A 12,346-nucleotide genomic window follows, 5' to 3' on the forward strand; every position below is an offset into this window, starting at 1 on the left:
ATCATGTACGGCCCGCCCATGAAAACAGACGCCGCTGCGGGGCCGCCACACACGTCTGCCCCGCTTTCAGCCTCCGGTGCCGGCGGCGAAGACGGTCAGCGAGACGGTGGAGGAGTTGCCGGACACCGGCACCTTCCCGGCCTTCCACGTCACCTTCAGGTGGTCCCGCTCGTCCGGCGGGGTGATCAGCAGCGCGGCCGGGGTGGCCGTCGCGGCGCCGCTGACCTCCGGGTTGGAGAAGGTCAGCCCCGCCCAGGCGCTGCCGCCCGGGTGCAGCGTGACCGTCACCGGGCTGCCCGGGGAGCGCCGGGGGTCCGGGCCCAGCTGGGCACCGGAGGCGCTGACGAAGGCGGCACCCGGATAGCCGCGCAGGGTGCAGACCCGGCCGGAGCGGTTGGTGAGCACCAGCGGGAAGTTCTCCTGGCCGGCGCCCGGGTTGTTGCGGCCCACCGAGGCGGTCAGCTCCGAGGTGTGGCACCGGGTGGCGGCGGTGCGCGCGGTGGCCGCGCCCGAGGCGGTGGAACCGCTCGCCTCCGGGACGCGGGACGAGCGCGTCGCGGCCGGGCTCGAGGCGGTGCCCGGTCCGGTCGCGGTGACGGAGGCGGCCGTGCTGTCGGTGGCGGGGGCGGCCGTGCCGGACACCGCCTGGGGGGTGGTGGTGTCGCTGCCGTCGCCGCAGGCGGTCAGCAGGCCCACTACGGCGACCGTGCCCGCGAGCAGGGCGCCGCGCCGCAGGGACGGGGATGTGTGCGCCATGGTTCTCCACACTCCTGGATATCGGGCGCCCGGTCGGCGCCGTCGTCACACTGGGATGCGCGGACCGCCGGAAAAGTTCGCCGGACCGTGCGGACCGTTCACGTCGACTGCCGCTCAGGTGACCCGGAGTGACCGGAGTATGCCGTCCGTGGCGTCGCCGCTGCCGTGCTGGCGCACCTGCACGTACAGCTGGGGCTGCGCGGTGCCGTCCGCCGGGGTCAGCGCGGTCTCCGTGATCGTGCCGCCGGGGCAGCCGCGCCAGGTACGCACCCGACCCTGCCAGGCCGCGCCGGTGAACGGGCGGCTGCCGGCGTAACGGCACCCGGTGTGGGTGAGGGCGTTCACCCGGGCGGTGGTGTCCCCCTGCTCGCTCAGGCCGATGAACACGCCATTCACCGCGGCCGTCAGGTCCGGCCAGCGTGCCAGGTCGTCGGCGGCCTCGAGGCCCGGCTGCCGACCGCCCCGCAGCCCCAGGACGCGCGGGTCCCACCCCGAGGCGCGCACCCGGCGCCCCCAGCCGGCGGGCACCTCGGCGTTGATCCGCCCGCTGGAATCCGCCACCCGCACCGCGTGCCCGCCCGGCCCGGGACCCCGCTGCTGCGCCAGCGTCACGGCCGCCGCCGCGGCGCCGGCGGCCAGGACCGCGCCCAGGAGCACGCCGAGGCGACGGCCCCGCCGGCGCCCCGGCCCACGGGACCCGGCCGTCGTGGCCACCGTCTCCGCCGAGGAGGACGTCCCGGAGGCCCCGGACGGCGTGGGTGGCACGGGCGCCGCGGCCAGCCGTTCCAGTTCCGCCGCCAGGGCCTGCGCTCCCGGCCAGCGGTGCTCCCGGTCCGGGGCCAGCGCGCGCAGCACGGCCCGGGCCACCTCCTCGCCCACGTCGGGCCGCAGCCGTCCGGGCGGGACGATCCTCCCCGGCGGACCCGGCACCGTGCCGGTGAGCAGCTCGTAGCCGACCGCGCCCAGGCTGTACACGTCCGCGCGCACGTCGACGCCCGCACCCGGCACCGCCTGCTCCGGGGCCTGGTACCCGGCCGAGCCCGCGGCCACCGTGAGTCCCGAGGCCTGCGCCAGCGCCTTGGCGAGACCGAGGTCGGCCAGCAGCAGCCGGCGGGTGCCGTCGGGTGCGGTGCGCAGCAGGACGTTGCCCGGCTTGATGTCCCGGTGCACGATGCCCGCCTCGTGCAGCGCCGCCGCGCCCCGGGCGGCCAGCGCCGTCAGCCGCAGCGCCTCGGGCACCGGCAGCGGGCCGGCGGCCGACAGGTCGGCGAGGGTGCCGGCGTCGGCGTACTCCATCACGAAGTACGGCCTGCCGTCGGTGAGTTCACCGATGTCGTAGACCTGCACCACCCGGCTCGACCCGGCCCGGCGCAACAGCCGTGCCTCGGCCAGGAACCGCTCCCGCACATCGAGGCGGTGCGCCCAGTTCTCGGCGAGGATCTTCACCGCCACCGGGGCGTCGAGGTCGTCGTCACGGGCCAGCCACACCGTGCCGAAGGCGCCGCTGCCCAGGCGCCGTTGGAGGCGGTAGCGCCCGACCTGCTCCGGGGAGTGCATACGACTATCATGCCGGGTGCGGACCGACGCCGAAGGAGGCACCCGTGCCGGACGCGGCGCTCACCGAGGACCTCGCCCGGCGGGCCGCCGGCGGCGACCGGGCCGCGCTGGACCGGCTGCTCGCGGAGGTCCGGCCCGAGGTCGTCAGGCGCTGCGCACGCTTCCTGCCCTGCCGGGAGGACGCGGAGGAGGCCGCCCAGGACGTGCTGCTCCAACTCGCCCGCAAGATCACCACGTTCGAGGGCCGCAGCCGCTTCGGCACCTGGCTGTACACGGTCGTCGCCAACTGCGCGCGGCAGAAGTACCGGGAGCTGAAGCGCCGCGCCGCCGAACAGCCCGCCGCCCTCGGCTCGGCCGCGGAGACGGAGTACGCGCAGTACGCCGACCCGCGCACCACCAGTGTCATCGCCGGCTCCCGCGTCGACCTGCTGGAGGCGCTCGACCGGCTGGAGCGCGAACACCCGCACCTGGTCGCCCCGCTGGTCTACCGCGACATCTGCCAGCTGGAGTACGCGGAGGCCGCCGAGCGGGCCGGCATCCCGCTCGGCACCCTGAAGTCCCGGCTGCACGAGGCCCGCAGACAGGTCCGCCCCTGGCTCAGCGTTTCCTGAGCGCCGCGTTCACGCCCCGGCCCCGCCTGGCGGACCGCCGTTCACGTGTCGGTCTCGAAGAGCGCCATCTCCGCCCAGATCGTCTTGCCCGCCGCGGTGTGCCTGCTGCCCCAGCGCTGGGTGAGCTGGGCGACCAGCAGCAGCCCGCGGCCGCCCTCGTCCCACGTCTTGGCGCGGCGCAGGTGCGGGGCGGTGTGGCTGGTGTCGGAGACCTCGCAGATCAGCGTGGCCGCGTCGTGGATCAGCCGCAGCCGGATCGGGTGGGCGCCGTACCGGATGGCGTTGGTGACCAGCTCGCTCACCACCAGCTCCGCGGTGAACCCGGCCTCGCTCAGCGACCAGGTGTCCAGCTGGTCCACGACCTGCTTGCGGATCGGCGCGACCAGGGAGGGGTCGGCGGGGATGTCCCAGGTCGCCACCCGGGAGGCGGGCAGCCCCTGGGTGCGGGCGAGCAGCAGCGCCACGTCGTCGTCGGCGCCGCCCTCGGGGAACACGGTGCGCAGGACGCGGTCGCAGGTCTCGTCGAGGGAGCCGGTGTGCGCGCCGAGCGCCTCGGACAGCAGCCGCCGGCCGGCGTCGCCGCCTTGCTGCGGGGACTCCACGAGACCGTCGGTGTACAGCGCCAGCACGGTCCCCTCCGGCAGGGCGACCTCGGTGGACTCGAACGGCAGGCCGCCCACGCCCAGCGGGGGACCGGCGGGCAGGTCGAGCACCTGCGGCTCACCGCCGGGCGGCAGCAGCACCGGCGGCGGATGCCCGGCGCGGGCCAGGGTGCAGCGCCGCGACACCGGGTCGTAGACGGCGTACAGACAGGTCGCGCCCGTCTCCACGGGGCCGGCGTCGCCACCCGACTCCTCCGACAGGTGCACCACCAGGTCGTCGAGGTGGGTGAGCAGCTCGTCCGGGGCCAGGTCGATGTCGGCGAGGGTGCGTACGGCGGTGCGCAGCCGGCCCATGGTCGCGGAGGCCTGGACGCCCTGTCCGACGACGTCCCCGACGACCATCGCGACCCGCATCCCGGACAGCGGGATCACGTCGAACCAGTCCCCGCCCACCCCCGCCGCCGGCAGATGGCGGGAGGAGACCTCCAGGGCGGCCGTGCGCGGCAGCCGCCGGGGCAGCAGACTGCGCTGGAGGGCGAGGGCGGTCTCCCGTTCGCGTGTGTAGCGGCGGGCGTTGTCGAGGCAGACGGCGGCGCGGGCGGTGACCTCCTCGGCGAGCCGTACGTCGTCCGGGGTGAAGGGGGCGGGCCGCCGGTGCCGGACGAACAGCGCGACCCCGAGGGTCAGGCCGCGGGCCCGGACCGGCACCGCCAGCACGGAGTGGGCGCCGACCTGCCGCATCCGCGCGTCGTACCCGCCGTCCGGCTCCGGTCCCCGCCCGTCGTGCGTGCCGCCCCGCTCCGGCCGCTGCCGCGGACCGCCGGCCGGGACGGACGCGGTGACCGTGCGGCCCGTGAGCAGTGCCTCGGCCTGGGGGGCGGTGGCCGGACAGGTGTAGGCGCGGCCGGGCTCGGTCGCCGCCTCCGGTGTGCCGGCCAGCACCGACCGGTGCGCGGCGCGGCGCAGGACGACCGGTGCCGTGACCCGCTCCGGGGGATCACCGCCGGGCTCCCGCGCGTCCAGCAGGTCGACGCCGGCGAAGTCGGCCAGCGCGGCCACGCACACGTCGGCCAGTTCCTGCGCCGTCCGGGTGACGTCGAGGGTGCTGCCGATGCGCACGCTCGCCTCGTCGAGCAGCCGCCACCGTGCCCGGGCCCCGTCCACCGGGCCGCCGCCGCCAGCGGCGCCGTCCGGGGCCGGACCGACCCGACCGGTGGCTTCGCGACCGGTGGCTTCGCCGGCGGGGGCGTCGCCGGCGGGGGCGTCGGGCGCGGGGGTGTCGTCCGCGGTCACGCACACGCCGCGCACCCGGCCGGCGGCGTCGGTGACCGGCGCCAGCCGGACCGGCCGGGCGGGCGCCCGTTCCCCGCCGGCCCGCGGGAGCGCCTCGCTGTCCAGCGGCCGGCCCGAGGCCAGCACCCGCAGCATGTCCTGTTCCAGGTGCTCGCCGTGCGGGCGGCCGGCGATCTCCGCCATCCGCAGGCCCCGGGCGTGTTCCTCGGGCAGGCCGAGCACTTCGGCCATCGCGTCGTTCATCCGCCGCAGCCGCAGCCGCTCGTCGTACACGGCGACCGCGCACCGGGACTGGGCGAGTGCGGCGGCGACCAGCCAGTCGTCGGGGGAGGGCGGGCCGCCGCCCTCCAGGGGGCTCACCACGAGCCAGTCGCCGGGCCGGCCGTCACGCGGCGGCCGGCGGTGGGCGAGCAGCCACACCGGGACCGTACGGCCGTCCCGGTGGCGCAGTTCCACCGTGCCGTCCCAGCGCGTACCGGGCGGCGGCCGGTGGCCGTTCCCGGCCAGCAGCACTGCCGCCGGGCGGCCCACGACGGCGTCGGCCGGGTGGCCGAGCAGGCGCCGCGCGCCCTCGTTCCACTCGACCAGATTGCCCTCGTCGTCGATGACAGCCCGGGCCGTCGCCGCATCGTCGAACGGATAGACCCGGCTCATCGTCGCCACTCCCCGCGCACACACAGCGTGAACACGTGACATCACTTCCGTCCCAGCCTAGTGCGTCCCGGGCCTCCGCGAACGCCGGGCCCGCCGACGGGACCGGCCGGGACGGTCGTGGCGCCCGGTACCGGGGCCCGGAACGGCGGGGCCGATGCGGAGTGCGCGGCTCCGGGTGGGCCGGGCGGGCTTTTCCGGCTGATCCTGTCCGGACCGTTGACGAGATGTCACGGCTCCCACACCATGGCGGGCGTCCGCGTTTGGGAGCGCTCCCATCGCGCGTTCATCCCGCCCCGGCCTCTTCCCAGGAGCCTGACGTGAAACGACGTAGAACCGCCCTGCTCGCCGTGACGGCCCTGCTGACGGCGGCGTTCACCACGCTGCACGCCGGCCCGGCCGGCGCAGACGAGGCCGAGCAGGTGAAGAACGGCACCTTCGACAGCACCGCCGACCCGTGGTGGACCAGCAACGTCACCGCGGGCCTGTCCGGCGGGCAGCTGTGCTCCGACGTGCCGGGCGGCACCACCAACCGCTGGGACTCCGCCGTCGGGCAGAACGACATCGCCCTGGTCAAGGGCGAGTCGTACCGGTTCTCCTTCAAGGCCTCCGGCGACCCCGGCGACCACGTGGTGCGGGCCGTCGTCGGGCTCCAGGTGGCGCCGTACGACACCTGGTACGAGATCAGCCCGCAGCTGGGCGCCGACGGCGACAGCTACTCGTACACCTTCACCTCGCCCGTCGACACCACGCAGGCCCAGGTCGCCTTCCAGGCGGGCGGCAGCGCCGACGCCTGGCGCCTGTGCCTGGACGACGTGTCCCTGCTCGGCGGGGTCCCGCCGGAGGTGTACAAGCCCGACACCGGGCCCCGGGTCCGGGTCAACCAGGTCGGCTACCTGCCCGCCGGGCCGAAGAACGCCACGCTCGTCACCGACGCCACCACCCGGCTGCCCTGGCAGCTGCGCCGGGCCGACGGCAGCACCGCCGCGCACGGCTGGACCGTGCCGCGCGGCACCGACGTGTCCTCCGGGCAGAACGTCCACTCGATCGACTTCGGCGGCTACCGGGGCAAGGGCACCGGCTACACGCTCGTCGCCGACGGCGAGACCAGCCGGCCCTTCGACATCGGTGCCGGGGCGTACGAGCAACTGCGGCTGGACTCCCTGAAGTACTACTACACGCAGCGCAGCGGCATCCCGGTCCGCGACGATCTCCGCCCCGGCTACGGCAGGCCCGCCGGGCACGTGGGCGCCGCACCCAACCAGGGCGACACCGACGTGCCGTGCGTGCCGGGCGGCTGCGACTACACGCTGGACGTCTCCGGCGGCTGGTACGACGCCGGCGACCACGGCAAGTACGTCGTCAACGGCGGCATCTCCACCTGGGAACTGCTCAGCACCTACGAGCGCTCCCGGCTGGCCCGCACCGGCGAGCCCGCCCGGCTCGGCGACGGCACCCTCGCCCTCCCCGAGAGCGGCAACAAGGTGCCCGACGTGCTGGACGAGGCCCGCTGGGAACTGGAGTTCCTGCTGAAGATGCAGGTGCCGGACGGGCAGCCGCTCGCCGGGATGGCCCACGCCAAGGTGCACGACGCCCAGTGGACCGGGCTGCCGCTGCTGCCCAGCGACGACCCGCAGAAGCGCGAACTGCACGCCCCGACCACCCAGGCCACGCTGAACCTGGCCGCGACGGCTGCTCAGGCCGCCCGCCTGTACCGCCCCTACGACCGCGCGTTCGCGGCGAAGGCGCTCACCGCCGCCCGCAAGGCCTACGCGGCCGCCCTCGCGCACCCCGCGGTGTACCCCGACCCGGCCGACGGCACCGGCGGCGGCGCCTACCCGGACGACGACGCGACCGACGAGTTCTACTGGGCGGCGGCCGAGCTGTACCTGACCACCGGTGAGCAGCGCTTCGCCGACCAGGTGCTCGCCTCCCCGGTGCACACGGCCGACATCTTCGCCGCCACCGGCTTCGACTGGGGCCGCACCGCCGCCGCGGGCCGCCTCGACCTCGCCACCGTGCCCAGCCGCCTTCCCGGCGGGGACAAGGTCCGCCGCTCGGTGGTGCGGGCCGCCGACACCTACCTGGCGACCGCGACGGCACAGCCGTACGGCATGCCCTACGCCCCCGCCGGCAACTCCTACGACTGGGGCTCCAACGCCCAGATCCTCAACAACGCGCACGTCATGGCCACCGCCTACGACCTCACCGGCGCGGCCAAGTACCGCGACGGGGCGGTGCAGAGCATGGACTACGTCCTGGGCCGCAACGCGCTGAACGTCTCGTACGTCACCGGCTACGGCGAGGTCGCCTCCCACAACGAGCACAGCCGGTGGTACGCGCACGAACTCGACCCGGCGCTGCCCAACCCGCCGAAGGGCACCCTGGCCGGCGGCGCCAACTCCTCCATCCAGGACCCGTACGCGCAGAGCAAGCTCACCGGCTGCACCGGCCAGTTCTGCTACATCGACGACATCCAGTCCTGGTCGACCAACGAGACGGCCGTCAACTGGAACGCGGCGCTCGCCTGGATGGCGTCCTTCGTGGCGGACCAGGGCTGAGCGCCCCGCGTCCGCCCGCGCCGGGAGGGGAGGCGCGCGGGGCGCACGGCCGGGTACTCCCCGGCCGTGCGCCCCTCGGCGGGGCGGGCGGTGCCAGCCGAGCACCGGCGACAGCGCGCCCTCCTGGGTGAGCAGCGTTGCGGTCGTCACGGGGACGAGTCTGCCGTCCGGCGCCCCGCGTGACCGGCGGGAACCGGACATCGCGTCCCACCGGGGAGGTACCGTGGCATGTGCCGGTTGACCTGTGGGTATGTACGGTGAAGTACCCGCGCGCTACCGTAGGGGCATGCCTGCTCTCAACGTGGAGTTCAGCGATCGCGAGCTTGAGGACCTGCGGCAGATCGCCAAGGAGCGCGGTACGTCCATGAAGGCGCTCGTGCGCGAGGCGGCCGCCGCGGACATCGCCCGGCACCGGGCCCTGCAGGAGGGCGCGCGGGAGTTCCGCCGCTTCTTCGCCGCCCACGCCGAGGAGTTCGCCGCCGCCTTCCCCGAGGACGAGCCGCCCGCCAAGGGCCGGGCCGCCTGACCGATGCCGGACGTCATCCACATCGACGTGCCCTGGCTGCTCCAGCGCCACGAGGAGGTCCTGCCGGACCAGCCCGCGGTCGACGACTTCTCGGCGCTGGTCGCCGCCGTCGCCCGGCACCGCGTGGACCCGCCCCGGCTCGGGGTGGACTCCGATCCGGCGTGGCGGGCCGCCGCCCTGCTGCACACCCTCGCCCTGCTCCGGCCGCTGCCCTCGGCCAACGCCCGCTTCGCCTGCGCGACCGCGGTGGCGTACATGTTCGTCAGCGGAGCCGGCGTCGACCCGCCCTACGGCGCCCTCGTCGATCTCGCCCGGGACCTGATCGCCGGCCGGACGGACGTCTACGGCGCGGCCGACCGGCTCCGTTCCTGGCAGATCTGACTCCGTCCCGGCCGGGGGGAAGGCGCCTCGCGGGGGGCCGCCGGCCGAGGGCGGGAGGAACGGGGCCGGCGGCCGGTCGCGCGCGGGAGAGCCGCCGTCCCGCGCGGGGCCCGGGAACGGGCCGGTCCCCAGTGCACCGCTCGGGTGCCCGCACCGGGAGCGTGCGCGGCCGGCCGGTGCGTGCGCGGCGTTCACACGGGGCGCACGGCACGCGGACGGCCCTCGCCCGGGACGGCCGTCGCCCGGGACGGCCGGCGGGAGGTGTCTTCCGGCCGCCTTGTTGCGTGTGTGGAAGGTGTGCAAAGGTGAGCCACCCGTGCGGGGGCGACGAGCGGGTCCCGGCCGGGAGCCGGGGAACCGAAGGGCGGCCCGGCGCGCCGTCGGCCGACCGCCGCCGGCGTGTCACCGGACGCCACGCACCCCGCGCGCGTCACCAGCACACGCGCGTCACCAGCACCACACGCCGAAGGAATCCGCTCCGTGCCCACCCCCCACCCCCCTCGTACCCCCTACGCGCCACCCGGCGCCGGCCTCACCGAACCCGACGCGTCCCTCGCCGCACCGCTGCGGGCCGGCTCGGACGACGAAGCCTCCCGGTCCGCCGCGCAGTTGATGGCCCGCCACTGGCAGCCGGTGCACGACTACGCCGTCATCTGCCTGGCCGCGTCCGGCCCGGTGGCGCACATGGTCACCGCCGCCGCCTTCCACCAGGTCCTCGGCCGGCTCGCACTCGGTGAACCGGCCGAGGCGCTGCGGCCCCGGCTGCTGCTCGCCGTCCGGGACACGGTCCGGCTGTGGGCCGCCGACGACCGGATGACCGAGGCCCTGCCCGACCTCGCCAAGCCCGCCGGGGGCCGTGGCATGCGCGCGGCCAAGTCCCTGACGCCGGAGAGCCGCAGGCTCGCCGAGCGGTCGTTCCAGGGCCTGCCCCTGTTCGCCCAGTGCCTGCTGTGGCACACCGAGGTCGAGGGGGAGCCCCTCGACGTCCCGGCCGCACTGCTCGGCATGGACGCGGCCACCGCGGCGGCCGTGCTCGAACAGTCCCGGGAGAAGTTCCGCGAGGGCTGCCTGCACGCCCACCGCGACCTCGCGCCCACGCCCGACTGCCGCCACCACAACCGCCTGCTCGACGTGCCGATCCGGCGTGGCGGCGCGCTGCTGCCGGACGTCCGGCAGCACCTGGCGCACTGCGCGCACTGCCGGCACGCCGCCGAGCAGCTCGGCCACTTCGAAACCGGTCCCGGTGCCCTGATCGCCGAGGCCGTGCTCGGCTGGGGAGCCCGCCGCTATCTCGACTCGCGCCCCGGCCGCACCCGGCAGGGGGCCGCCCGCACCCGGAGCGCCGGCCGGCGCTCCGGCGGGCGGCGGCGCGGGGGAGGGCGGCCCGGGCTGCTGGCCCGCCTCCCGGGGGCGCTGCCCGCGCGGCGCGCCCCCGGAACCCCCCGGCCGTGGCCGGCGGTGTCCTCGCGGACGCTGCTCACCGGCGCGGGCCTCGCCTCGGCCGGACTGCTCGTGACCGTCCTCGCGGTGGGCGCCGGGCCGGACGGCGGCGACGGCTCCGGCCCGGCGCCCAGCGGCAGCGCCGTGCCCGGCACCGGCACCCAGTCCGCGCCCGGCACGGCGGGTCTGCCCGCCGCCACCCGGCCGACCCAGCTGCGCAACGCCGCCACCGGGCTGTGCCTGGACGTCGACGGCCGGCCGGCCGCCGGCGCGGGCACCGTGCTCGCGGTGTGCACCGTGACGGCGACCCAGCGCTGGACGTACGAGAGCGACGGGCTGCTGCGCAGCGCGGCGGACACCGCCCTGTGCCTGGACTCGCGGGCGGACGCCGGGGTGGTGATCCTCGGCGGCTGCGCGGACGCGCGGGCCCCGCGCGCCGACGACGTGCGCTACGACCTCACCGTTAGGGGCGAGTTGCTGCCCCGCTGGGACGCGACCCTCGCGCTCGCCGCGGCCGGTGCGGGTCCCGGCGCCGACCTCGTCGTCAAGGTACGCGACCGCTCCGCGGGCCAGCGCTGGCTCACCGACCCCACGCAGGCCGGTGCCGGTTCCCCGCCGGCCGCCGGCGGCGGCGCTCCCTCCGCCCGGTCGGCCCGGCTCTCCGGGCGCACGGCCGGCTGACGGACCGTCACCGGCGCCCGGAGAGCTGACGAATCGTCACCAGTCCGCTCCCGCTGGCTCCTCCGCCAGGTCCGCCGCCGTCACCGTGGCCGGTGTGCGGTGGCCGGACAGGGCGAGGGTGAGGTCGAACTCCGCGAGCAGGCAGCGGATGACGTGCTCGACGCCCGCGCGGCCGTCGAGCCCGAGACCGTAGACGTACGGGCGTCCCACCAGCACCGCCTGCGCGCCGAGGGCGAGGGCCTTGAAGACGTCGTCTCCGGTGCGCACCCCGCTGTCGAACAGCACGGCGAGGCGGTCGCCGACGGCCCGCGCTATCCCGGGCAGGGCGTCGGCGGCGGCGACCGAACCGGCCACCTGGCGGCCGCCGTGGTTGGAGACCACCACCCCGTCCATCCCGGCCTCGGCGGCGAGCCGGGCGTCGTCGGGGTGCAGGACGCCCTTGAGGACGATCGGCCCGTCCCAGTGCTCCCGCAGGAACGCCAGGTCCGGCCAGGTGTGCCCGGCGTCCCCGAACAGGCCGAGGAAGTGCAGCACGGCCGCGTTCGGGTCCTCGTGCACCGGCTTGGCCAGGCCCGCCCGGAAGGCCGGGTCGCTGAAGTAGTTGGCGGTTCCGACGCCGTGCAGGAACGGCAGGTAGGCCTGGTCGAGGTCGCGCGGCCGCCAGGCCAGCAGCGGGGTGTCCAGCGTGACGACCAGCACGGTGAAGCCGGCCTCCTTCGCCCGCGCCAGGAAGGAGCGGGTCACCTCCCGGTCCCTGCCCCAGTACAGCTGGAACCAGCGCTCGGCGTCCCCCATCACCTCCGCCACCTGCTCCATCGGCGTGCTGGAGGCGGAGGACAGGACGAACGGCACTCCGTGCGCGGCCGCGGCCAGGGCGGCGGCCGACTCCGCCTCCGGATGCATGATCGACAGCACACCCACCGGTGCCAGCGCCAGCGGCGCAGGCAGCGAGCGGCCCAGCACCTCCACCGACAGGTCGCGCTCCCGCACGTCCCGCAGCATGCGCGGGACGATCCGGCGCCGCCGGAGCGCGGCCCGGTTGGCGTCCGCCGTGCTGCCGTCACCGGCGCTGCCCGCCACGTAGCCCACCGGGCCGGGCCCGAGCCGGTGGGCGGCCAGCTCCTCCAGCCGCGTCAGATCGGTGGGCAGCCGGGGCACCGCGCCCGACATGCCGTTCAGGTAGATCTCGTACTGGAAGTCCGCCCAGTGCCTGGCCATCCGTCCCGCCTCTCGTCACGGCTCTCGAGCGTGCCGACCCTACGCGCGGGCGGCCGCGGACCGTCCACC

General features: G+C 76.3%; 9 protein-coding genes. 5 read left to right on the forward strand and 4 right to left on the reverse strand.

The genetic code is table 11. The features are described 5' to 3' along the window. Nucleotides 1–66: 66 nt before the first annotated feature. Nucleotides 67–756 (reverse strand): DUF4232 domain-containing protein, encoded by a 690-nt coding sequence (locus tag ACZ6CZ_RS04665; RefSeq protein ID WP_469014530.1) that lies wholly within the window; start codon nt 754–756, stop codon nt 67–69. A 114-nt stretch (nt 757–870) separates the two neighbouring features. Next, nucleotides 871–2,313: a serine/threonine-protein kinase gene (locus ACZ6CZ_RS04670; RefSeq protein WP_469014534.1), complete on the reverse strand. Its 1,443-nt coding sequence runs from the start codon at nt 2,311–2,313 to the stop codon at nt 871–873. 44 nt (nt 2,314–2,357) lie between these two features. Between ACZ6CZ_RS04670 and ACZ6CZ_RS04675 the strand changes: the two genes are divergently transcribed. Then, nucleotides 2,358–2,924: an RNA polymerase sigma factor gene (locus tag ACZ6CZ_RS04675; protein WP_469014536.1), complete on the forward strand. Its 567-nt coding sequence runs from the start codon at nt 2,358–2,360 to the stop codon at nt 2,922–2,924. Nucleotides 2,925–2,965: 41 nt separating this feature from the next. Here ACZ6CZ_RS04675 and ACZ6CZ_RS04680 read toward each other — a convergent pair whose 3' ends face one another. After that, nucleotides 2,966–5,473, reverse strand: a complete 2,508-nt coding sequence (locus ACZ6CZ_RS04680; protein WP_469014539.1) for an ATP-binding SpoIIE family protein phosphatase — start codon at nt 5,471–5,473, stop codon at nt 2,966–2,968. A 317-nt stretch (nt 5,474–5,790) separates the two neighbouring features. Here ACZ6CZ_RS04680 and ACZ6CZ_RS04685 point away from each other — a divergent pair, with 317 nt between their 5' ends. The 4 genes from ACZ6CZ_RS04685 (at nt 5,791) to ACZ6CZ_RS04700 (ending at nt 11,059) form a co-directional block, all read left to right on the forward strand. After that, on the forward strand, nt 5,791–8,031 hold the full coding sequence (locus ACZ6CZ_RS04685) for a glycoside hydrolase family 9 protein (protein ID WP_469014545.1): 2,241 nt from the start codon (nt 5,791–5,793) through the stop codon (nt 8,029–8,031). Between the two features lie 286 nt (nt 8,032–8,317). Next, on the forward strand, nt 8,318–8,557 hold the full coding sequence (locus ACZ6CZ_RS04690; RefSeq protein ID WP_469014550.1) for a hypothetical protein: 240 nt from the start codon (nt 8,318–8,320) through the stop codon (nt 8,555–8,557). 3 nt (nt 8,558–8,560) lie between these two features. Further along, a complete protein-coding gene (locus ACZ6CZ_RS04695; protein WP_469014555.1) occupies nt 8,561–8,938 on the forward strand; it encodes a toxin Doc in 378 nt (125 codons plus the stop codon). Nucleotides 8,939–9,418: 480 nt separating this feature from the next. Further along, nucleotides 9,419–11,059: an RICIN domain-containing protein gene (locus ACZ6CZ_RS04700; protein ID WP_469014558.1), complete on the forward strand. Its 1,641-nt coding sequence runs from the start codon at nt 9,419–9,421 to the stop codon at nt 11,057–11,059. A 36-nt stretch (nt 11,060–11,095) separates the two neighbouring features. Here ACZ6CZ_RS04700 and ACZ6CZ_RS04705 read toward each other — a convergent pair whose 3' ends face one another. Beyond that, on the reverse strand, nt 11,096–12,277 hold the full coding sequence (locus ACZ6CZ_RS04705) for a lactate 2-monooxygenase (protein ID WP_469014563.1): 1,182 nt from the start codon (nt 12,275–12,277) through the stop codon (nt 11,096–11,098). Between the last annotated feature and the right edge of the window lie 69 nt (nt 12,278–12,346).

The sequence above is a fragment of the Streptomyces sp. NPDC041135 genome, from assembly GCF_055592085.1.